The 23,173-nt window shown below is 65.3% G+C and carries 15 protein-coding genes and 1 tRNA gene; 5 read left to right on the top strand and 11 right to left on the bottom strand.

The genetic code is table 11. The features are described 5' to 3' along the window. Window positions 1-57: 57 nt before the first annotated feature. The 3 genes from G6P88_RS02585 to G6P88_RS02575 form a co-directional block, all read right to left on the bottom strand. Complete coding sequence (locus G6P88_RS02585; protein ID WP_165321696.1) at window positions 58-2,670, bottom strand: DEAD/DEAH box helicase; 2,613 nt, start codon at window positions 2,668-2,670, stop codon at window positions 58-60. Between the two features lies 1 nt (window position 2,671). Next, entirely contained in the window at window positions 2,672-4,240 is a 1,569-nt protein-coding gene (locus G6P88_RS02580) for a site-specific DNA-methyltransferase (protein WP_165321695.1), read from the bottom strand. Between the two features lie 521 nt (window positions 4,241-4,761). Continuing rightward, window positions 4,762-4,835: transfer RNA gene (locus tag G6P88_RS02575), tRNA-Gly, on the bottom strand. A gap of 96 nt (window positions 4,836-4,931) precedes the next feature. Between G6P88_RS02575 and G6P88_RS02570 the strand changes: the two genes are divergently transcribed. The 4 genes from G6P88_RS02570 to G6P88_RS02555 all read left to right on the top strand — a co-directional run bounded on the left by G6P88_RS02570 (window position 4,932) and on the right by G6P88_RS02555 (window position 8,417). Continuing rightward, the gene (locus G6P88_RS02570) at window positions 4,932-5,315 is read left to right on the top strand and encodes a DUF983 domain-containing protein (protein WP_165321694.1); all 384 of its coding nucleotides are present in this window, start codon (window positions 4,932-4,934) and stop codon (window positions 5,313-5,315) included. A 70-nt stretch (window positions 5,316-5,385) separates the two neighbouring features. After that, window positions 5,386-6,090, top strand: coding sequence for a type II secretion system protein N (gene gspN, locus G6P88_RS02565; RefSeq protein ID WP_165321693.1), 705 nt, complete (start codon window positions 5,386-5,388; stop codon window positions 6,088-6,090). Between the two features lie 56 nt (window positions 6,091-6,146). Beyond that, window positions 6,147-8,219, top strand: a complete 2,073-nt coding sequence (locus G6P88_RS02560) for a protein-disulfide reductase DsbD family protein (RefSeq protein ID WP_165321692.1) — start codon at window positions 6,147-6,149, stop codon at window positions 8,217-8,219. Between the two features lie 9 nt (window positions 8,220-8,228). Next, complete coding sequence (locus G6P88_RS02555; protein ID WP_165321691.1) at window positions 8,229-8,417, top strand: DUF1289 domain-containing protein; 189 nt, start codon at window positions 8,229-8,231, stop codon at window positions 8,415-8,417. Here G6P88_RS02555 and G6P88_RS02550 read toward each other — a convergent pair. The 3 genes from G6P88_RS02550 to G6P88_RS02540 form a co-directional block, all read right to left on the bottom strand. Beyond that, window positions 8,404-9,951, bottom strand: a complete 1,548-nt coding sequence (locus G6P88_RS02550) for an alkaline phosphatase D family protein (RefSeq protein ID WP_165321690.1) — start codon at window positions 9,949-9,951, stop codon at window positions 8,404-8,406. The genes G6P88_RS02555 and G6P88_RS02550 overlap by 14 nt on opposite strands. Before the next feature lie 136 nt (window positions 9,952-10,087). Further along, window positions 10,088-12,196: a TonB-dependent receptor gene (locus G6P88_RS02545; protein WP_165321689.1), complete on the bottom strand. Its 2,109-nt coding sequence runs from the start codon at window positions 12,194-12,196 to the stop codon at window positions 10,088-10,090. Window positions 12,197-12,543: 347 nt separating this feature from the next. Then, on the bottom strand, window positions 12,544-13,947 hold the full coding sequence (locus G6P88_RS02540; protein WP_165321688.1) for a methyl-accepting chemotaxis protein: 1,404 nt from the start codon (window positions 13,945-13,947) through the stop codon (window positions 12,544-12,546). A 162-nt stretch (window positions 13,948-14,109) separates the two neighbouring features. Here G6P88_RS02540 and G6P88_RS02535 point away from each other — a divergent pair, with 162 nt between their 5' ends. Beyond that, window positions 14,110-14,577, top strand: coding sequence for a VOC family protein (locus G6P88_RS02535; RefSeq protein WP_165321687.1), 468 nt, complete (start codon window positions 14,110-14,112; stop codon window positions 14,575-14,577). Window positions 14,578-14,622: 45 nt separating this feature from the next. On the opposite strand, the gene bglA is transcribed toward G6P88_RS02535, so the two are convergent. From bglA to glgB, 5 genes are read right to left on the bottom strand one after another with little or no spacing between them, the layout of a single operon-like run. Beyond that, the gene (gene bglA / locus G6P88_RS02530; RefSeq protein ID WP_165321686.1) at window positions 14,623-16,248 is read right to left on the bottom strand and encodes a beta-galactosidase BglA; all 1,626 of its coding nucleotides are present in this window, start codon (window positions 16,246-16,248) and stop codon (window positions 14,623-14,625) included. Beyond that, window positions 16,245-18,215, bottom strand: coding sequence for a glycogen debranching protein GlgX (glgX, locus tag G6P88_RS02525; RefSeq protein WP_165321685.1), 1,971 nt, complete (start codon window positions 18,213-18,215; stop codon window positions 16,245-16,247). The genes bglA and glgX overlap by 4 nt, the downstream gene beginning before the upstream one ends. Further along, window positions 18,212-19,675 carry a glycogen synthase GlgA gene (gene glgA / locus G6P88_RS02520; RefSeq protein ID WP_165321684.1) on the bottom strand — a complete coding sequence of 488 codons (1,464 nt, stop codon included), beginning with the start codon at window positions 19,673-19,675 and terminating at the stop codon, window positions 18,212-18,214. The genes glgX and glgA overlap by 4 nt, the downstream gene beginning before the upstream one ends. Window positions 19,676-19,681: 6 nt before the next feature. Further along, window positions 19,682-20,962, bottom strand: coding sequence for a glucose-1-phosphate adenylyltransferase (gene glgC, locus G6P88_RS02515; RefSeq protein ID WP_165321683.1), 1,281 nt, complete (start codon window positions 20,960-20,962; stop codon window positions 19,682-19,684). Continuing rightward, window positions 20,962-23,121: a 1,4-alpha-glucan branching protein GlgB gene (gene glgB, locus G6P88_RS02510; protein ID WP_165321682.1), complete on the bottom strand. Its 2,160-nt coding sequence runs from the start codon at window positions 23,119-23,121 to the stop codon at window positions 20,962-20,964. Before glgB ends, glgC begins: the two co-directional genes overlap by 1 nt. Window positions 23,122-23,173: the final 52 nt, after the last annotated feature.

Genomic DNA, 23,173 nt, shown 5'->3' with positions numbered 1-23,173 from the left:
GGTGGTGATCAGAATAATCCACCGAAACGCCACTAAGGCAAGATTGGAAGGTCCGCCTCAGCCGCCCAAACCGAGCTTGTGCAGGATCTGTTCGGTGACGCCACGACCGGCGTCATCCTGTTTGACCGCCATCAGGAACAGCAGCTTTCCGCCGCTCGTTTCTTCCGCCTTCAGGCCGATATTGTTCTTCTCGGCGGAGTCGTCGTCCAGGCGACCCTTATATTCTATTACAAGCTGTCGTCCGTCTTTCAGTTCGGCCACGAAGTCAGGGTAGAAAAAGTCGGTCGATGTGGGTAGCCGGTAGGCACCTGGGGCCCGGTCGACATTGCGAACCCAATGCTTGATCGCGTCCAGCCGATCGATTGCCTGTGCGCACTCGAATTCCTCGCCCTTCGCCTTCAGGTCGCCGATCGCTGCATAATAATGCTTCCGGAAGCGGAAACTGCCCTGGTAGGGATTTCTGGCCTCGTAGCGGTACGGGTCGAAGCGGTGGAGCGCCGGGCCGGGGCTGTCTGGCAGTCCCGTTCCGTCGAGGAACAACTGGACGCCGCGTCGGCCTGTCTCTGCGCGCAGTTGTGCGACGCGCGCCAGCACGGCGCGTTTCAGAGCATATTTTCCCCGTACCAGTGCGGCGAGGGGAATGCCGCGATCTTGAACCAGCCTGAAGACGACGCGCCTGCAATATTCCAGGTAACTTTCCTGCCCGGTGTGCAACTGGCGGGTTTCCTTGTCGAGAAAGCGCGCCAGGGCTGCCGCGTCCCAATGCGTTGCGCCGTCCAGCGCAAGCTCCAGCGAGGTCGCGACGTGGCTGTAGACGAGCCGGTCGCCCTCGATATCGAACTCGTAACTGTCCGGCTGTTCGGTGAGCGTGAAGCCCGGGAGGTCGGCGTCATGCGCGAGCAGATCCCAGCCTGCCAGATCGACGAAGGATTCCGGATAGGCCAGCTCCAGTTCGTCCTGCACCATGATGTGCAATTGCGGCACGGCGAAGGGGACGCCGCGCGCTGCCGGTGACTTGGCCGTTTCGGTCTGCTGGATGTTGCGCTCCACTGCCTCGACGGTACCCGGTGCGATCGGTTCCATGGCGTTGGCGATCTCTCGCTTCACCTCGTCGCTGGCATCGGACGCGATAACCACCAGGACTTTGCCCGCGCCGTCATCGGCCATGCGCAGGGCGTCGCGCGCTTGGGCGGACCAGCCGCTCACATCGGGCCGTTCCTGCACGGTCAGCTTCACCGGTTCCGGAATCCGATAGAGCGGGCCAATGTCTCCGCCTTCGAGCGAGAATTGCTCGGGCATGTCGAGAATGGCCTCGCGGGCGCTACGTTCATCGAAGCCCATTTCGATCAGGCGGTCCATCAATCCGCTGGCGGCCTCTGCGAAGGACCTCTCGGACACATGGGCATAGGCCCGGTTCAACTCTTCCGACGCTCGCCGGGTGGCGAAGGGCATTCGCAGCACCCGGCCCAGCAACTGCTCCACCGCGCCGGCTGCGCGGATGCTGGCGAGCGAACAGAACACATAGGCATAGGAGCAATCCCAGCCCTCTTTCAGCGCCTGCACCGTGATGACATGTTCCACCTTGCAGGTCGGATCGAACAGGTTGACGCCGTCCAGTCCGCGCTGGTCGCCCGTGGCGATGACGACGGCCTCTTCGGGAATGCGCTCCACCTCGATCAGATGCGCCTTCACAGCCTCCACAGTGGCTTCATTACCCTCGGCTGCGGGCTGCGCCTGATAGAGCGCGATGGGGCGGATGCCCGCAGGGTCCTTGGCCGCAATGCCGGCCAGCCACGCCCGGTTCTGTACGGCATGGGCTATCGCCTGTTGCCAACTGCCATGCTGTGACAGATGGACCGGCATCTTGATCATGTCCTCCGCCTTCAACTCCATGGCGGTAGCGACGGCGATGACGTTCGATTTGGGCTTGGGCGTCGCCGTCAGTTCGATGATCGCGGCGGGATTGAGCCGGGCCTTGGTGCCGCCCGACAGCCCGGTCATGAAATTATGCGCTTCATCCAGGATCATCAAAGGCCGCTGGCGATACAGGACATTGGCGAAGGACAGCGCGATCTCGCCCCGGCGCGGGCCCTTTTCCACCACGTCCAGCCCTTCGCCCATTCTGGCGTCGCGGAAATGATCCTCCAGGTTCTCGTCGTCGGCATAGACGTTGCGGTCGCTTTTGTCCTCGACGCGGAACGCCTGATAGGTGGCGACGATGATGACGGTCTTTTCCAGAAAATCCTTCGGCCGGATTTGCCGCCGCTCGGAAATGTCGAACACGGCAACGGCTCCGCCAAAGGCTTCCTCCAGCGCCATGCGATAGGGGTGGCGCGGCTGTTTCAGCGCATCCAGCGTCTGCACCTGAATGGCGCTCGATGGCACCAGCCAGATAACCGGGACGAACGGCCGGTCCATATAGCTGTCCGCCGCTACCTTGATCGCATGCGCCGCGAGCAAGGTCTTGCCGCCGCCGGTGGGCAGGCGGAGGCAGCAATAGGGCGTGGCTTCCAGACCGTCGACCGGCGTGTAGCCGCCGCGCCCGTAGCTCCCGAGGTCGGCTCCCGCCACCGTTTCGGCATAGGCTTGCGCCGGTGCCTTGACCTTCGCAGTGGCGAGAAACCGGCGCAGAGCGTCCAGCGCCCGGTCCTGATAGAGCTTCAGTTCCATATCAGCGCGCCTTCACGTCATAGGGGGTCTGCTTGAAGGTCACGCCTTCGGCCTTCAACCGCACCGCGCCGATGCGGCTGGCCTCGCCATAGACGGTGAGCGGCCCGTCATGCCCCGCCATCGCGCGGATCGATGCCAACAGGGCCCCGGTCAGGACATTGCCGCCGGTCACGCTCCTGTCGCCAAGGATGCCGTTATACAGCAGGGCGAAGCCCCGCGCGCCGTGGGTGCCGAGATAGGGGCTGTCCGCCGCGCCGTGATAGGGCACGCCCGTTTCCGAAAACCACACATGCGCGGCCAGCGCGGCAAATTTGATGCCGGGGCGCAAGCGGCCCTCTTCATCGAACACCTCTTCACCCAGCCGATAGAAGGCGAAGCCGCCGCCGCCCTGCCATTCGACGGATTTGGAAATCCCGCCCTGTTCGCCGTCGATCACTTTGACCAGACGCGGCGCGCAGTGGCTGACGGCGTGATCGCCCATCTCGACGCCGATCCAGCGCCGGCCCATCTTGTGCGCGACGGCTGCCGTGGTGCCGGAACCAAGGAAGCTGTCCAGCACCAGGTCGCCAGGGTTGCTGGCGACGTGAATGATGCGCTGGAGCAATTCCTCTGGCTTTGGTGTCTCGAACGACGCCTTGTAACCAAAGATCAGCTCGATTTGTCTGCTTGCGTGCTGATTGAATGCCAATTCTGTCCAGACCGACGATGTGGTCATCCCACTTTTGGCTTCGGACAGAAACAGCTTGCGCATCGGCGTTCTTGCATCACCTTTCACACCCCAGAACAACCGCTTATCAGCCTGCAGGCGAGCCATCTCCTCTCGATTGTGGCGCCAGCATGTACCCTCTCGAGGGTACACCTCCTCTTTGGTGAATGGGTTGGTGATCGGATAGATCAGGCTCGAAACCGAACGCCCGCCTTTGCCGTTAGCGGTTGTGTCGATTTTCCGAAATGGGCCTCGAGGGTCGATGCCGTCAGGGTCGGGATATTCGCGATACTGGGAGTTAGCCTTCTCGGAGCGCGGCATCAGGTTGAATAGTTCCTCGGCTCGCGATCGGCTGTCTCCTTGTTTTCTGCTTTTCCCCCACACTAGGATATGCTCGTGAATCGACGCGATGGTCCGATCATTCGGAGGCCCATCTCGCTTCTGCCAAGCAATGTCGATGATGAAGTTCTGACGTCCGAATATCTCATCCATCACGACCTTGAGATAATGCCCTTCATTATCGTCGATCGACACCCAGATACTGCCCTCTTCCGCAAGCAAATCGTGCAGTAATTCAAGCCGGGGATAGATCATCGCTAGCCACTGGCTGTGCTCCAAATTGTCGTCATAATGGTCGAAGTCGCTGCGGGTATTATAGGGCGGGTCGATATAGATGCATTTCACCCGGCCTTTATAATAGGGCAGCAGCGCCTTGAGTGCATCCAGATTATCGCCCTGGATCAGCATGTTTCCGGCAGTTTGGTCGCCATGCGACATCGCCGGGTCCGCCTCCAACAACCGATAGGGCACCGCCGCCGCGCGTTTCAGATCCTCGTCGCGCGTCAACCATGTCAGACTCGGCATTCAGGCCCCCTTGTTGGTCAGGCTGGCGTAGCAGCCTTGCGTGCCGGCCGCCAAGCGATGCAAAGGCTTAGCGGGCCGAACGGCAATGCAGAGCGGCTAATGGAGCCGGTCGGGAATGACAATGTCGGCCGTGGCTTACGACCGCAAACCGACCAACGTCTCATCCACATACACGACCAGCCAATCGGGCAGTTCGGCCTTCACGACCAGTGCTATGGCATATCCCTCCGCGTTGAAGGCGCCCCAATCCGGATGATGGCACTCTCCGCTATAGCCTTCTGCCCTGTCGAGCTTGCAATAGCAGTCGACCTACCGCCGGAGCCGGGCATGGAGTTCATCGCTGATCCGGAACCCGTCGAGGGATTCCCGCGGCGTTCCGGGCAGGTGCCAGACACCATCGCTGGCCCAATCCGCCATTATGCGGACGGCTTTGATGGGGAGCATCGTCAAGGGGAACCTACGATATGCGAACGCGCCGTGCGAAATGCCCGGTGCTTCTTCGCATGTCGGTGTCAAGCCGGTGGAGCGGGTGAAGGGAATCGAACCCTCGTCGTAAGCTTGGGAAGCTTCTGCTCTACCATTGAGCTACACCCGCCCGGCGCGGACCGGATGCCACAGGCGGTCGGCGGCGGTCAATGAAATTGATCGCGGGCGGGGTTCGCGGGGGCGGGCGATCTGCTATGGGTCGGGCATGAACCGACCATCGACCGGCGGCGAGCGCGATCTGCGTGGTGCCATAATGCGCGGGCTGCGGATGCGCTGCCCCGCCTGCGACGGGGCGCCGCTGTTCCGCCGCTATCTGAAGCCGGTGCCGCATTGCCCGTCCTGCGGGCAGGACTGGACGCTGCACCAGGCCGACGACATGCCCGCTTATCTGGTCGTGCTGATCCTCGGCCATCTGCTGGTGCCGATCGTCGTCATGGTCAACGCCAGCTATGATCCGCCACTGATGATCGAGATGTTCCTGTGGCCGGCGATCGCGCTGGTGCTGGCGCTGCTGATGCTGCAACCGCTGAAGGGCGGGGTGATCGGCTTTCAATGGGCGCGGCGGATGCATGGTTTCGCGCGCGGCTGAGCGACATATGGCATGAGGGGCGCGGGCGCAGCGGCCGGGACGGTCGGCGCCTGCGAAGACGGGGGATGGGATGAAGACGATTTTCGGGTTCCTGGCGATCGCGGCCGCGCTGCTGGTCGGACTGCTCTATGTGCCGCTCGCCACGGCGATCGACGTGCTGCAATTGCGCAAGGTCGGGTTCGAGGCGACGCAGGTCGAGGGCAATTTGTGGGAGGGCCGGATCTACGAGGCGAAGCTCGCCAAGATCAATCTCGGCGACGTGATGACCCGCCTGTCCTTCGAGGATCTGAGCAAGGGCCGGCTGCGTCTGAACATGGAGGGCAGCGACGAGGTGTCGCGGCTGAAGGGCGTATTCAGCTTCGGCTGGGGCGGTCTCGGCATCGACGATTTCAACGTCGGCCTGCCGATGATGGCCGGGCCGCCGCCGATCGGCAGCGTCACCCTGATCGTCGACGGGCTGAAGGCGGCCTTTCCGGGCGGCGAGTGCCAGGACGGGCGGGGCGAGGTGCGCGCCTATCTGTCGGGCGCGCTGCCCGCCGTCGGCCTGCCGAGCGAGATGAGCGGCCCGGCGCTGTGCCGCGACGGCTATCTCGCCTTCGATCTGGCCAGCCCGAGCGGGCGCGAGCGCGAGGAGGTGACGATCCTGGCGCCGAACAAATATCGGGTGAAGCTGTTCATCAAGCCGGTGTCGCCGCGCGTCGAGCAGGTCATCCGCGCCAAGGGCTTCGTGCCGACCGAGGACGGCTATGCCTATGAGGAAGAGCGGACGATCTGAGCCAGCTTCCCTCCTGGGCGCTTTCCTATGACGCGCGACGGGGCCATAAGCCCGGCATGAAGACCATCCTGCCGATCCTGTCGCGCTGCGTCGCGCTGCTCCTGCTGGCGCTGGGGGCGTCGACGGCGTCCGCCGCGCATATCGCGGTGAAGCTGGTCGCCGAGAGCAGCCAGCCCGCGCCGGGCGCGCGCAGCGCCGTCGCGCTGTCGATGACGCCCGAGGCGACATGGCACGGTTATTGGGAAAATCCGGGCGACGCGGGTGCGCCCGTCACGGTCGAATGGGCGCTGCCGCCCGGCGTCACGATCGGCGCCTTCCGCTATCCGGTGCCCGAGCGGCTGATCGTCTCCGGCCTGATGAACTATGTCTACGAGCGGCCCTATGCGCTGATCGCGCCGCTGTCGGTGGCGAAGTCTGTGAAGCCGGGCACGCGGCTGCGCGTGACGGGCAAGCTGCGCTGGCTCGCCTGCTCGCCCACCATCTGCGTGCCCGAGCAGGGAACTGTGGCGCTCAATCTGGTCGCGGGCAGCGGCGCGGTGCAGCCGGCGATGCGCCAGAGCTTCGATGGCTGGCGCGCGAAGCTGCCGCTGCCGCTGGGCCAGCCCGCCAGCTTCGAGAAGCGCGGCGAGAGCGTCCGGATCGCGATCCCCTTCCCGCGCGGGCGGCCGGTGGCGAAACCCTATTTCTACCCCTCGACCGACGGCGTGATCGACTATGCCGCGCCGCAGACCGTGAGCCGGCGTGACGATCGCCTGATCGTCGAGACGAAGGCGGCGCGCGGTGCCGCCATGCCGCAGCGGATCGAGGGCGTGATCGCGATCGGGCCTGATCGCGGCCTGTCGGTGGTCGCTCGGCCCGGTACCGTGCCGGCGGCCGGCGTGCCGATCGCGGCCGAGGGCGAAGAAGGCTCCGGTGGCAGCTGGCGGCTGTTCGCGCTGGCGTTGGGCGGCGCGATCCTGGGCGGGTTGCTGCTCAACGCCATGCCCTGCGTCTTCCCGATCCTGAGCCTGAAGGCGCTGAGCCTCGCGCGCAGCGGCGAGACCGACGGGCAGGCGCGGCGCGAGGCGCTCTCCTATTCTGCGGGCGTAATGCTCAGCTGCGTAGCGCTGGGGCTGCTTCTGCTGGCCTTGCGCGCGGCGGGGACGACGGCGGGCTGGGGTTTCCAGCTGCAGGATCCGCGGATCGTGTTCGTGCTGCTGCTGCTCGTGGTCGCCATCGCGCTCAACCTCGCGGGGCTGTTCGAACTGCGTGCGATCGGGATCGGCGACGCGATGACGCGCGGCTCGGGCGCTAAGCCCGCTTTCTGGACCGGCGTGCTGGCCACCGTGATCGCGACCCCGTGCAGCGGGCCGTTCATGGCGGGCGCTGTCGCGGCGGCGCTGACGCTCGCGCCGGTTGCGGCGCTGGCGGTGTTCGCGGGGCTCGGCTTCGGCCTGGCCCTGCCGTTCCTCGCGATCGGCTTCGTGCCCGCGCTACGGCGTCGGCTGCCCAAGCCGGGTGCCTGGATGAACCGGCTGCGGCGCATATTGTCGGTGCCGATGTTCCTGACCGCGCTCGGCCTCGCCTGGGTGCTGGGGCGGCAGGCGGGGGTCAATCCGCAGGTCATGGCGCTCGGCGCCGCGCTGCTGCTCGGGCTCGCTCTGTGGTGGGTCGGGACGCGGCAGGCCGAGGGCAAGGCGCGCAGCTGGCTGCCGGTCGCGCCCGCGCTGGCGGCGGCGGCGGCGCTCTTTCTCGTCCTGCCGGCGCAGGGCGGTGGCGCGACAGTCGAGGGCGCTCAGCAGGCCGAGGCGGGCGAAGGGAGCGACGCCCGCTTCGACGAGACGAAGCTCGCGGCGTTGCAGGCGGCGGGCAAGCCGGTCTTTCTCTATTTCACGGCCGACTGGTGCCTGACCTGCAAGGTCAACGAACAGGCCGCGATTGCGCGACCCGCCGTGCGCGATGCCTTTGCCAAGGCCGGGGTCACGGTGATGGTCGGCGACTGGACCAATGGCGATCCCGCGATCAGCCGCTTCCTCGAGGCGCAGGGGCGCTCGGGCGTGCCGCTTTACCTCTTCTACCGTCGTGACGGCGGGGTGGACACGCTGCCCCAGCTGCTCACCCCCGGCATGCTGACCGCGCTGGCAGCCTGAGACAAGGCCATGGCGATCGCCTCACCCTGCACCGGCATCTGCCGGATCGAGCCGCGCAACGGGCTGTGCGAAGGTTGCCTGCGCACGATAGACGAGATCATAGCCTGGCCCGCTGCCGATGATGCGACCCGGCGGGCGGTGCTCGATCGTCTTCCAGAGCGGGCCGAGGCCGGGCGCGAAGGCTTCAGGACAGACTGATCGCCGGCCGGCCGCGTTCGACACTGGCGGTGGCGAGCGTCTCGATCGGGGAGCCCGGTGCCGTGACCTTGTCGACACCCCGGAACCGTGTCTGCCACAGATCGCGGCGGACTTCGCAGACCGCATAGCCGCGCCGGTCGCTCGAATAAGCGAGGAAGGGGTTGTTGCGGCGGATCGCGTCGGCGGCAGCCGGCTTGATCCAGCGATCGCCGCCCGAGCTGATCGAACTGATCACGCATTCGACCGCGACCGGCTTGCGCTGTCCGGCGTCGCGACGAAGGACGCCGGCGAAGTTCTGATGCTCGTCCCCGGTCAAGACGATCGCATTGCCGAGCCCGTCGAGCGTGCCGAGCAACCGCTCGCGCGCGGCGTCATAGCCGCCCCAGCTGTCGAGATTGCGCAGATGCGGACCCGTATCCTCGGTGCGGCGATCGAGCGGCATGACCATCACCTGTTGCGCGAGCAGGTTCCACCGCGCCGTCCCGCTCTTGAGATCCTGTGCGAGCCACTTTTCCTGTGCGTCGCCCAGAACCTGCGCGTCCTTGCGCGCCACATCGGGGCAGACGGGTTCGAACCCGCCCTTGCAGGGCAGGGGAGAGCGATATTGGCGGGTGTCGAGGAAATGCGCGTCGAGCAGGTCGCCGATCCGCGCCTTGCGGTAGAGCTGCATCGCGCTGCCCGACGGCATCGAACTCTTTCGCAGCGGCATATGCTCATAATAAGCCTGCATCGCGGCCGCACGGCGGAAGGCGAACAGCGCCGGATCGCGCTGCCCGGGACTGACCGACGACGTCCAGTTGTCGACCACCTCATGGTCGTCGAAGGTGGTGAACCAGCTGTGCTGGCGGTGCGCCGCCTGCAGGTCGGGGTCCATCTTATACTGGGCATAGCGCCGGCGATAATCGCCGATCGTGTAGCAGTCGGTGCCGACATGGTCGCGGACATGGACGCGCGGGCTGCCGTCGCGCTCATAATTCACCTGCCGCGGGCGGTCCTCGTAGACATAGTCGCCATAATGCCAGACGAAGGCGACATCCTCGCGCGACAGATGGTCATAGGCGGTGAACAGGCCATCCTCATAATTCTGGCAACCCGCGACCCCGAAGCGGATGGCGTTGAGCTTCGCGCCCGGCAGGGGCAGGGTACACGCGCGGCCCAGCTGGGTCTTGTCGCGTCCCGCGACGAAGCGATACCAATAGGGCCGGTCGGGCTGGAGCCCGGTCAGCTCGACGTGGATCGAGTGGCCGAGTTCGGGCCAGGCGGTCTCGCGGCCCTGCGCTGCAACGCGCTTCATCGCCTCGTCTTCATAGACATACCAGTCGACCTCGACCGGACCGGTCGGCATTCCGCCATGTTCGTCGAACGGATCGGGGCAGAGCCGCGTCCAGATCACGAAGCCGTCATGCGACGGATCACCCGAGGCGATGCCCAGGCGGAAGGGGAAGGCGAGGAAGAGTTGCTGCGCCCGCAGGATGGCAGGGGCGGCGAGGAGCCCGGCGGCGGAGCCGAGGATGAGCTGGCGACGCGATATCATGGCTTTTCCCTGCCGGTTACCGGTTGCACCCTTATGACGGCACCGGGCGAGCGACAAGAAAGGGGAAATGAGCCGCCCGGAAAAACGTCACGCCGATCGTCCGTGGACGACCGGCATGACAGGCGGGGGTACTCGGTCAGATGCCGATACGGGCGGTCACGCGGATGTCGCGGCCGGCAAGCGGGGCGAAGTCCTTGAGATAGCTCGCATGGCGGCGCGCATCGACATCGAAGAGGTTGTGCGCGGTAAGCGACAGCGTCGTATCCGGACGGTCGGCGAAGGGACGCAACGTCAGCGAGGCGTTGACCATCGTGTAGCTGTCGGTCGGCGTCTCGAAGACCGCCAGACGGCGCGCCTTGTCGGCCCATTCGACCTCGACCCGACCCTCGATCCGATCGCTGACCGCGCTCAGACCGCCGAGCAGGCGGAGCGGCGGGATGCGCGGCGCGGGACCGAAATTGGTGATCCTCGCGCGAACGACGTCGCCCAGCGCATCGGCCTTGATGGTATAATCGCCGAGCGTGGCGAGATCGGCGCTGGCCTCGACTTCGGCGCCGTAGAAGCGCGCCTTGGCCTGCTGGTAGACGAACACGGGCAGGCCGTCCTCGATCTGACCGTTGAGGTTGTCGAAGATGAAATTGTCGAACCAGTTATAATAGACCGAGGCGTGGAAGGTGTAGCCCTGGCCCTGGCCGTGCAGCACGCCTTCGAGGCCCCAGCTACGCTCGGTCTTGAAATCGGGATTGCCGATCTCGAACGCCTCGGTGCCGGCATGCGGCCCGTTGGCGAACAGCTCTTCCGCCGCCGGTGCGCGTTCTGTGCGCGACAGGTTCGCGCCGATCCGCCAATTCTCGGACAGCTTGTAAGACGCGCCGAGCGAGCCCGACACGGTGTCGAAGTTGCGGCTGCCGGAGAAGAATTGCGGCTGATCCTCGAACGGGCTCGCCGACAGCCAGCTCTTCTCGTAGCGCAGCCCGCCCTCGATCTTGAACTGGCCGAAGTCGAGCTGCTGCAGCGTGAACAGGCCGATCTGCTGGGTCTGGTTGCGCGGCAGGAAGGCCTCGTCGCCAACAACGTTGAAGTCGCGCACGAAGAACTGACCGCCGGTCGCGCCGTGCCAGATGCCGCGATCGGCCTGGACCAGTTCGACGCGGCCTTCGAGACCGTTATTGTAGAAGGCGGTGCCGACCGAGCCGTCTTCCTCCAGTTCGAAATGGCGATAGCGCGCATAGCCGAGGCGGGCGCGGACCGTCTGGATCAGCGATCCACCGGTGTCGATCTCCGCGCGGGCGTCGATGCGGTTCTGGACCAGGCTGAGCCGGGGGCCTTCCTGCTCCTCGCCGGGCAGCGTCGCATAGCGGACGGGCACGCCGTAGAGGCTGTCATAATGGCTGTAGGAAATGCCGTAATGGCTGTCGCCGTCGACATAAGCGAGGCCGACGCCGGTGGTCCAGGTCTTGGCGGCGCTGTTCGGCAGCTTGCCCTTGATCGCGGCATTGGCGGCGAAGTCGATCGGCTCTTCCGCATCGGGATCGGCTGGCAGCTGCGCCGAGGCCAGCGCTTCGGCGCGGGCTTCCGGGCTCAGTGCATAGCCGCCGATGCGCATATTGCCGGTCTTCAGATAGCTGCCGTCGACATGGGCGACGAAGCCGCCGCCGATCGGCGCATCGACCGCCGCTGCGGCCGAACGCTCGTTCGACGCGCTGCCATAGGTCAGCAGCGCATCGGCATGGATCGCCTCGGGGACGCTGCGCGGGATGCGCTTGTCGAGCACGTTGACGACGCCGCCGATCGCGGCCGAGCCATAGAGCAGCGCCTCAGGACCGCGCAGGATCTCGATGCGCTCGGCGAGCAGCGGGTTGATCGCGACGGCGTGGTCGACGCTGGTGTTCGACACGTCGATCGAGCCGATGCCGTCGGTCAACACGCGCACGCGCTCGCCCTGAAGGCCGCGCAGGATGGGGCGCGACGCATTGGGACCGAAGGAGGTGGCGGAAGCGCCGGGCGTGTGCTCGATCGTCTCGCCGATGGTCGGCCGGATCGCAACGGTGAGGGCGGTGCCGGTGAGGACCGAGGTGCCCGACAGCACGTCCATCCGGCTACTCATCAGCGGCGCGGTGACGATGATGTCGGACGCGGGCTGGCGATGAAAGCTGTCGCTCGCTTCGTCGGCATAAGCGACGGTCGGGAGGACGGCGATGGCGAGTGGCGAAATCGAGAGGACGAGCCGCGCTTTAAGCGTCATGATATACTATCCCTTTGCCCTGTATGGCGTGGGGTTAGCGCGGAGGTGATATCATATCAAGCGGTTATGCGGCGGTGCGAAAAACTTTAATGTGCAACCATTCAGTCCAGACTCAGCATCCGCCGACGGTTGCAGGCTGAAGGCCTCATAACGGCAGCCCTGGCCGCCGCATCAATCGCGTGATCGCCGGATGGGCTTCGCAAACTCGTCGCGGAGCCATTATCGCCGTCAGCCTGCTCCCCTGGACCAGCCGATTCCATCCGCGACGATCCGGTCCCCGGATTCACAAAGGCGCCGGCCGCTGGGGGAAGATCGGCCGGCGCCAGGGGGGCAGGGAAGGCTTTGTGCTAGAATTCCTGCCAGTCGTCCGATGCCACGGCCTGCGCACGACCGCCCACAGCCGCGAGCCGAACCGGTTGGAGCACCGGGACGGGCCTTGTCACTGCCTTTCGCGCAGTCTGCTGTCCGACGTCGAAGCGTGAAATCGCGTCCAGAAGGCTTCCAGCCTCTTCGTTCAGCGACGAAGCGGCCGCCGTCGCCTCCTCGACCATCGCCGCATTCTGCTGCGTGACGTGGTCCAGCTCCAGCACCACGGCGTTGACCTCGCCGAGGCTGGCGGCCTGCGACTCCGCTGCACGCGCGATGGTCGACACGAGGGCGCTGACATCGTTGATCCGGTTGGTGATCGTCTGCAGCGAGGCTCCGGCGGCCGATACAAGCTGAACGCCATTGGCAACCTCCGCAACGCTGCCGTTGATCCGGCCCGCTATGTCCTTTGCGGCTTCGGCAGCACGTTGCGCGAGTGCCCTGACTTCGCTGGCCACGACGGCAAAGCCCCTGCCGGATTCTCCGGCGCGGGCGGCTTCAACGCCGGCATTGAGCGCCAGAAGGTTGGTCTGGAAAGCGATCCCGTCGATCACGTTGATGATCTCGACGATTTCGCGCGAGGACCGCTCTATGCTGTGCATCGCAGTGACCGCTTCTTCGGCGATTCTGCTGCCATGCGCGGCTTCGTCCCTGGCTTGTCCGGCCGCTTCGTCGGCCCTGACCGCGTCGGCGGAGGTCGCAGCGACCGTCTGGGTGATCTGCCCCACCGAAGCAGAGGCTTCTTCCAGATTGGCAGCCTGGATTTCGGTGCGGCGGGCGAGATCGTCCGATGCCTTCCGGATCTCGGTAGCCCCGGTATGGACGCCTTGGGTCGCCTGGCTCGTAGCCGACATGGTTTCATGCAGATTTGTGATGGCCGTATTGAAATGCTCCCTGAGCACTTCATAATCTTCCGGGAAGCGTTTATCGAGACGGAAGGTGAGGTCGCCCTTCGCGAGGGCGCCTAGGCCGCTGCCCAGCGACCCGATCACATTCTGCTGCGTCTGCTTTGCGATCAGTTCCGCTTCCGCATTGGCCTGAACCTGTGAGGCATTGTCGCGGAAGATCGCCATGGCCCTCGTCATACGCCCCACACAGTCCTGGTTTTCGGTGAAGTATACGCGGCTGTCGAGATCGCCGGCGGCCAACGCTTCCATCCGCACAACCGTCGTTACATATGGATCGCAAATGAGCTTCTTGAACATGAACGTCATTGCGACGATCACGGCGCTCACCCCGGCTGCGACGAGCACCGGCATCGAGCTTATCTCGGCGCCCAGCGATATCATGATTATAACGCCACCGGCGGCTACCGACAGATTGGCGATGGCGATGCAGTCGAACTTGTTGCGTATCGGCGCATCGTTCACAAACCAGTTGAACATACCCAGCTCCTCATCCTACAAACCTTTGCATAAAATATGTGGGTTAAGATATTCCCCTTAGTGGACTAGGTAAGGCCCGCAGTTTTGGGGCGGCTGCGGCAAATGCCTGGTGGTCGCCGCAGGTTCGTTGGGCCAGTGTGTGCCAAAGTCTGGAATGCCTCGATGAAGGACCCGTTCGACAGACCGACCTTATGCGTCGGCATATTCTATCGCGACCCGCTCTCCGCACTTGCGTGGCTCGAACGAGCGTTCGGCTTCAGGCGTTCGATGGTGATCGCCGACAGGGACGGTCAACTTGTCCATGCTGAGATGCGCTTTCACGAAAGCTGCTTCATCGTCGACGGCGAATGGTGCGACGACATCGCGAGCCCGCTTTCGAAGGAACGCCGCAATACCCAGGCATGCTATGTGCGGCTATCAACAGGACTGGACCAGCATTGCGCCGTTGCCCGTGGAGCGGGGGCGGAGATAGTGCAGGAGCCCGAGGACCAGAGCTATGGCGATCGGACCTACCGCGCGCGCGATCCCGAGGGGCATTTGTGGACCTTTTTCCAACCCGTGCATGTGATTTCGCGCGAGCAACTGGAGACGTTGACGGGCTGGTCGATCGACGGCTGGCATCCGCACTGATAGGATGGAGGGGCAGCGATCCTTGCGGATTGCCCTGTTTGACCGCTAGAGCCTGCGCAGAAAGGCCCAGCCCAGAGCCGGCATACGGATCTTCTTCCGGTTCGAGGTGATGCCGGGCGAAGAGCATCGTTCGACGAACGCTGTGACGAAGTCGGGCGGCAGTGACCAATCGAGCGGCTCTCGGCTGAAATTGTAAAGGCAGAGCAGTTCGTCTCGGCCGTCGCGACGGACGAAGGCGAGAAAGTCCTCGCCCGCCTCGACGAACTCGAGATCGCCCTTCTGGAGCGCGCGGCTCTCGCGACGAAACGCTAGGACATCACGGTAAAAGTGCAGAACCGAGCGGGCGTCTTTCTCTTGCAAGGCGACGGCCCGGGCACGATGCGCAGACGGTACCGGCAGCCATGGTCGCGCGGTGGAAAAGCCGCCATGCTCGCCGTCGGTCCACGGCATCGGCGTGCGGCAGCCGTCGCGGCCCTTGAACGCCGGCCAGAAGCGGATGCCATAGGGGTCGCGCAGGTCCTCGAAGGCGATCTCCGCCTCGGGCAGGGCCAGTTCCTCGCCCTGATAGAGGCAGATCGCCCCGCGCAGCGCAATCAGGATCGCGAGAGCCATCCGGGCAACGCGCGCCGGATCGTCACCCTTGCGGGCGAAGCGGGTCGCGTGGCGCGGCACGTCATGGTTGGACAGCGCCCAGCAGACCCAGCCGTCGCGGGTGGCATCGTCGAACTTCTCGACCGTCGTCCTGAACATGGCAGGGGAGAAGTCGCTGCCGAACAGGTCGAACGTATAGCAGAAGTGAAGCTTGTCTCCGCCGCCGGTATAGAGCCCGACCGTCGCAGGAGAACGATCCCCGTCGCCGACCTCGCCGACCGCGACGCTGCCCGGATATTCGTCGAGCAGCGCGCGGATCTGCTGGAGGAAGGGCAGGTTTTCGGGCTGGGTCTTGTCGTAGAGATGCTCCTGAAAGCCATAGGGGTTGGTGTCGGGGACATCGTGGCCCGCGGCGCGTGGCGCCGGGGGATTGTCGCGCAGAGCTGCGTCGTGGAAATAATGATTGCAGGCGTCCAGCCGGAACCCGTCCACGCCCCGGTCGAGCCAGAAGCGCATGATGTCGAGCAGCGCTTCACGGACCTGCGGGTTATGGAAATTGAAGTCCGGCTGCGACGTCAGGAAGCTGTGCATATAATATTGCATTCGCGTCCCGTCCCATTCCCAGGCGGGACCGCCGAAGATCGACAGCCAGTTGTTCGGCGCGGTCCCGTCGGGTTTTGGATCGGCCCAGACATACCAGTCGGCCTTGGGGTTGGTGCGATCGCGCCGGCTCTCACGGAACCAGCCATGCTGGTCGGAGCTGTGGCTGAGCACCTGGTCGATGATGACCTTCATGCCCAGCGCATGGGCCTTCTCCAACAGAGCGTCGAAATCGGCGAGCGTACCGAACATCGGGTCGACGTCGCGATAGTCGGAGACATCATAGCCCATGTCGGCCATCGGCGACTTGAAGAAGGGCGATACCCAGATCGCATCGACGCCGAGCGACGCGATATGGTCGAGCCGCGCAGTGACGCCCTTGAGGTCGCCGATGCCGTCGCCGTCGCTGTCCTGAAAGGAGCGCGGATAGACCTGATAGATGACGGCGCCGCGCCACCATTCGGGATCACTGCGGGTCATGCGATGTCCTCTTCGGCAAAATAGGCGACGCTTCGTGGTTCGACGGGTGCATTGGCATCGACTTCGGCATCGATCCTCACCCAGCGCCGGCCTTCGGTACAGGCTATGCTGACGGCGGCGGACTCGGCTGCGCGGTTAATCGCAACGGCGATGCGGGCGGGCTGTTCGGGCAACTGGACCAGCATGACGATGCGGCTGGTCGCGGGATCATGCCAGTCGCCCTCCTCGAACGGCCGGCCGTCGAAGTTCAACCAATCGACTTCGTCGGGGCTGACGAACAGCGGGTCGGCCAGCGCGGGATGATCGCGCCTGATCCGGGACAGTCGGGCTACATGGGCCTCCAGATCCTGATCGCGCCCGGACCAGTCGAGCCAGCTGAGCGCATTGTCCTGTGCATAGGCATTGTTGTTGCCCTGCTGGCTCCGCCCGAACTCATCCCCTGCGGTGAGCATGATCGTCCCACGGGAGGCGAACAGCGTTGCGAGGAGGGCACGGAGATCGCGGCGCCGGGCCGCGATTACGGTCGGATCGGCTGTCGCCCCCTCAAAACCGTTGTTCCAGCTGAGATTGTCGTCATGGCCGTCGCGGTTCTGCTCGCCATTGGCCTCGTTATGCTTGTGGCGGTAGGCGGCGAGATCGGCCAGCGTGAACCCGTCATGCGCCGCGATGAAGTTGACGCTGCGGCTGTGCGTTCGACCCGGCCGCGCGAAGATGTCGGAGGAGCCGGCGAGACGCGTGGCGAGATCGCCGATGGTATAGGGGTCACCGCGCCAGAAGCGGCGGACGTCGTCGCGATAACGGTCGTTCCATTCCAGAAATTCGGGGGCGAAATTACCGAGCTGATAGCCTCCGGGCCCAATGTCCCAGGGCTCCGCGATCAGGATGCGGTCGGCCAGCAATGGATCGGCGCGTATAGCCCGAAACAGCGCCGCGTCTGGCTCGAACCCATCGGGCACGCGGCCAAGGATCGGCGCCAGATCGAAGCGAAAGCCGTCAACCCCGGCCGCCGCCACGAAATTGCGCAGGCTGTCGAGGATCAGCCGCCGCGTGGCAGGATGATCGCAGGCGAGCGTGTTGCCGCAGCCGCTGTCGTTGGCGAGCGATCCCGGCTCGTCGCGCAGCGTTCGGAAATAGGCGCGGTTGTCTATCCCGCGCAGCGACAGGGTCGGGCCGTGCCGGTCGCTCTCGCCACTATGGTTGAAGACGACGTCGAGGATCACGCCGATGCCCGCTTCGTGCAGCGCACGCACCGTATCGCGCAGCTCGACGATACCCCCGGGCGCCAGGCGCGGGTCGAGCGCCATGAAGCTGACCGGGTTGTAGCCCCAGCTGTTGATCAGACCGAGCGGGGGCAGATGCCGCTCGTCGATCCAGGCGGTAACCGGCATCAGTTCGACGGCGTCCACGCCGATTTTGTGCAGATGGGCGATGATCGCCGGGTGGGCGAGCGCTCCGATCGTCCCACGCTGTGCAGGATCGATGTCGGGGTGCAATTGCGTGAAGCCCCGCACGTTGATCTCGTAGACAAGCCCGCCCGGCCGGAAGATCGGCGCTGTCCGCAGGTCCCCGTGCGGAAGGTCCGTTACGATCGCCTTGGGCATCATGGGGGCGCTGTCGCAAGCCTCGGCGCGTGGCGAGGCGAGGCGCGGGTCATAGCGATAGGGCCGATCGATCGCCCGGGCATAGGGATCCATCAGCAGCTTGGCGGGATCGAACCAGTCACCTTGCGTCGGATCATAAGGACCGTCGGCCCGGAAGCCATAGCGCGCACCGGACGCGAGACGAGGGACGAAGGCTTCGAACGTGTCCGCCGCTCCGCGCGTCATCGCTATGCGATCGGTTTCGACCTCGCCCGCCGCATCGAACAGGCAGAGCCAGGCGGCGGTGGCACGCTCGGTCCACAGTGCGAAGCGGACGCCGTCGGATTGCGGCACGGCGCCGAAACGGTGGAGCGGTCCCTCGCTCATCGGGTCGCGGCCTGGGCGACGAGGTCGGTGTACAGCGCAGCATAGCGTGCGCTGCTGCGTTCCCAGCCCCAGTCGGCGCGCATCCCCTGTCGCCGTATAGCCTGCCACAGGTCCGGGGCCGCATGGAGATGGACGGCGCGCGCGATCGCATGGCGCAGAGCGTCACCCGAGCCGGGCTGGTGGAGCAGGCCCGTCGCACAGCCGGCGTTGAGCGCGGCGTCATTGGCGTCGATGATGGTATCGGCGAGCCCCCCGGTCCGCGCGGCGACGGGGATGGTGCCATAGCGCAGGCCGTACAGCTGGGTCAGCCCGCAGGGCTCGAAGCGCGAGGGGATGAGGATCGCATCGGCGCCGGCCTGGATCAGATGGGCGAGGGGTTCGTCATAGCCGGTGACTACGCCGATCGCGCCCGGATGGCGGGAGGCTGCGCCGAGCAAGGCATTCTCCATCGCACCGTCGCCCGAGCCGAGCACGACGAGCCGTCCGCCGAGCCCCACGAGATGACCTATCGCGTCGACGATCAGGTCGATGCCCTTCTGCCAGGTCAGCCGGCTGATCACGGCGAAGATCGGGCCACGGCCGGGCTTCAGTCCGAAGCGCTTCTCGAGCGCCCTGCGGTTGCTGCTGCGGCCTCCCAGCGCCCGGTGGGAGAAGGGCGCGGCCAGTGCGGGATCGGCCATCGGGTCCCATTCGCGCGTGTCGATCCCGTTGACGATGCCCAGCACGGCATCGCCACGCGCGCGCAGCAGACCGTCGAGCCCCATGCCGGCATCGGGGGTGCGGATCTCGTCGGCATAGCTCGGGCTGACGGTGGTGACGGCATCGGCATATTGAAGGCCAGCCTTCAGAAAACCGACGCCGCCATAATATTCGACCCCGTCGAGCGCAAAAGCGCTGGGGGGCAGGCCGAGTTCGGGAAAGATCGCGGCGTCGAAGCGCCCCTGGAAAGCGAGATTGTGGATCGTCACGACGACCGGAAGATCGGGGCGGCGGCCGTGGCGGACATAGGCTGCCGTCAAGGCTGCCTGCCAGTCATGCGCGTGGACCACGTCGGCGGCCCAGCCCTTGAGCGCGCCCGCGGCAATATCGGCGGCGACGGCCGCCAGCGCAGCAAAGCGGCGCCAATTATCCGCCCAGTCATGCCCGGCGAGGTCGCCATAGAGACCGCCATCGCGCGTCCCGAACAGCGCGGGGGAGTCGAGCAGCAGCAGGTCATGGCCCTGATGCTGCGCGGCCAGCACCCGCGCCGGTCCGCCAAACAGTGTCTTGTAGCTGTGCACGGGCCGCAACCGGATGCGGGCGAGCGCACGCTGCACCTGCGGATAGGCCGGCAACAGCGAGCGGACCTCGACGCCATGGCCAGCGAGCGCGAGCGGCAAGGCGCCCGCGACATCGGCAAGCCCGCCGGTCTTGATCAGCGGATGAAGTTCGGAGGTGACCGACAGCAGGCGCAGCGACATTGTTGGTCAGGCCACCAGCCGGTCGATCATGTCCTGGGTGATCAGGCAGACGCCTTTCTCGGTCCGGCGAAAGCGCTTGGCGTCGGCGATCGGATCTTCGCCGACGATCAGGCCCTTGGGGATCTGGACGCCCTGGTCGAGCACGACACGATGCAGCCGTGCCTCGCGGCCGATCTGGCAATCGGGCATGACGACCGCCTCGGTGATCGAAGAGTAGCTGTTCACCCGCACCCCCGAGAAAAGGAGCGCGCGGTGGAGCGAGGCGCCCGACACGATGCATCCCCCGGCGATCAGCGACGAGGTGGCGGCACCGCGTCGGCCGTCTTCATTGTGGACGAACTTTGCCGGCGGCATGACCTCGGCATAGCTCCAGATCGGCCAGTCGCGTTCGTAGATGTCGAGCTTGGGCACGACATCGGTCAGGTCGATGCTCGCTTCCCAATAGGCATCGATCGTGCCGACGTCGCGCCAATAGGCCTCGGGCTCGCTCTCGGCCCTTACGCAGCTCTGCGAAAAGAGATGGGCGACCGCCTTGCCGTGCTTGACGATATAGGGGATCAGGTCCTTGCCGAAGTCGTGGCTCGAGGTGGCGTCTGCCGCATCGCGGCGGAGCAGATCGGCGAGGAACTTCGTCCGGAAGACGTAAATACCCATGGAGGCGAGCGCGGTGCCGGGTTTGCCGGGCATGGCGGGCGGATTGGCGGGCTTCTCGACGAACTGAACGATCCGGCCCTTTGCGTCGACCTGCATGACGCCGAAGCCTGTCGCTTCGAGCCTGGGCACTTCGAGGCAGCCCACCGTCACGTCGGCGCCGGCATCGACATGCTGGCGCAGCATCAGCTCATAGTCCATCTTGTAGACATGGTCGCCGGCGAGGATGATCATATATTCCGGATCATAGGCCTCGATAATGTCGAGGTTCTGGTAGACCGCGTCGGCCGTCCCCTCATACCATTGGGTCTCGGACACGCGCTGGCTGGCGGGCAGGATGTCGAAGCTCTCATTGCGTTCCGGCCGAAGGAAGTTCCAGCCGCGCTGGAGATGCCGGATCAGCGAATGCGCCTTGTACTGCGTTGCGACGCCCATGCGGCGAATGCCCGAGTTGAGCGCGTTCGAAAGGGCGAAGTCGATGATCCGCGCCTTGCCGCCGAAATAGACGGCGGGCTTGGCGCGGCGGTCGGTCAGCTCATGGAGGCGGCTGCCGCGCCCGCCAGCGAGGACATAGGCCATGGCATCGCGCGCGAGGGGCTGGCTCCGGCGATCGCTTTTCGAAATGCTTCCGACCATCACTCTCCCTCCAGCATCAGGGTCGCGAGCGGCGGCAGGACGAGCGAGGCCCAGCCGTTCGCGTCCGCGTCAATATAACCCTGGTTTCCGACATTGCTGCCACCATAGAGAGCGGCATCGCTATTCAATATCTCGCGCCAGCGACCGCCATGAGGCAGGCGCATGCGATAGCCGGCGTGCGCCACCGGGGTCATGTTCGACACCAGCACGACCGGCTTCTCACCCGGCGCATTCCGCTGCCAGGCGAAGACCGAATGCGCGGCATCGTCGACGACCAGCCAGGCGAAGCCTTCGGGCTCGCAGTCGCGCGCATGGAGGGAAGGGCGATCGCGATAAAGCCGGTTGAGATCGCGGACGAGCAGGCGGACGCCGGCATGGGCCGGTGCCTCGAGCAGGTGCCAGTCGAGCGAGCGCTCCTCGCTCCATTCGGCGCGTTGTGCGAACTCCTGTCCCATGAAGAGCAGCTTCTTGCCGGGATAACCCCACATCAGCGCGTAATAGGCGCGAAGATTGGCGAATTTCTGCCAGTCGTCGCCGGCCATCTTGGTCAGCAACGAACCCTTGCCATGAACCACCTCATCATGGCTGAGCGGCAGGACGTAGTTCTCGCCAAAGGCATAGAGCAGCCCGAAGGTGATGTCGTCATGATGGTGCCGGCGGTGCACCGGATCGCGCGCCATATAGCGAAGCGTGTCGTGCATGAAGCCCATGTTCCATTTGAAGCCGAAGCCGAGGCCGCCTTCATGGACCGGGTGCGAAACCTTCGGCCAGCTGGTCGATTCCTCGGCGATGGTGAAGCTGCCCGGGTGCTGGTGGTAGAGTTCGCGGTTCATCGCCTGCAGGAAGGCAACCGCTTCCAGATTCTCGCGGCCACCCTGCTCGTTGGGGAGCCACTCGCCCTGTTTGCGCGAATAATCGAGGTAGAGCATCGAGGCGACGGCATCGACGCGCAGACCGTCGACATGATATTTCTCCGCCCAGAACAGCGCGTTATTGACCAGGAATGCCGCCACCTCGCGGCGGCCGAAATTGTAGATTGCGGTGTTCCAGTCGGGATGAAAGCCCTTGCGCGGGTCTTCATGCTCGTAGAGCGCGGTGCCGTCGAAGCGGGCAAGGCCGTGCGCGTCGGTCGGGAAATGCGCAGGTACCCAGTCGAGGATCACGCCCAGACCTGCGCGGTGGGCACCGTCGACGAAACGTGCAAAGCCTTCGGGCGTGCCGAAACGGGCGGTGGGCGCGTAGAGGCCCGTCGTCTGGTAGCCCCAGCTCGGGTCGTAGGGATATTCGCTGATCGGCAGCAGCTCGACATGAGTGAATCCCATGTCGACCGCATAGGGGATCAGCCGCTCGGCGATCCGATCCCAATCCAGGAAACCGCCATCCTCGGCGCGTTGCCACGACCCCAGATGGACTTCGTAGATCGACATGGGCTGCCGCCGCGCATCGGCGCGCCGCCAATAGTCGCGATGGACATGATCGCCCCAGCGATGCGCGAGGGGCGCGGCCGTGATCGAAGCGTTGGCGGGCCGCAATTCGCTGCGAAAGGCGAAGGGGTCGGCCTTGAGCGGAAGCAGTTCACCATCCGCGCCGACGATCTCATATTTATAGGGCTGTCCCTCGCCGAGACCGGGGATGAATATCTCCCATATGCCGGTATCGCGGCGCAGGCGCATGACATGGCGTCGCCCGTCCCATTCGTTGAACAGGCCGACGACCGACACGCGCCGGGCGTTGGGCGCCCAGACGGCGAAGTGCATGCCCGTGGCGCCCTCATGCTCGATGTGATGCGCGCCCATGCGGTCGAACAGGCGGAGATGCGAGCCTTCCGCGATGTAATAATCGTCCATCGGGCCGAGCACCGGGCCGAAGCTGTAGGGGTCGGTCATCGACCAGCTCGCCTCGCCAGCCTTCAGCTCATAACGCAGCGGGCGCGGTTTCCGGATAGACAGCCGGCCTTCGAACAGACCTGCGGGATGGATCAGCGAAAGGCTTCCGATGCGGCGCCCTTCCAGGTCCGCTGCCTCAGCCTTCTCGGCGCCGGGCACGAAGATCCGTGCGATCAGCCCGCGATCCGACCGGTGGATGCCAAGCACTGCGAAGGGATCGGCATGGCGGCCTTCTACCAGTGCGGCAATCTCATCAGGGGGCAGTCGGGTCACGCGATCGGTTGCCTCGCACGCTCGTCGGGGAGCTGTGGCCCCATCATGGGCG

Origin of the sequence: Rhizorhabdus phycosphaerae, from assembly GCF_011044255.1 — a bacterium.
GTDB lineage: Bacteria > Pseudomonadota > Alphaproteobacteria > Sphingomonadales > Sphingomonadaceae > Rhizorhabdus > Rhizorhabdus phycosphaerae.
Note: the sequence above shows the minus strand (reverse complement) of the source record. Positions and strands in the feature narration are given on the sequence as shown.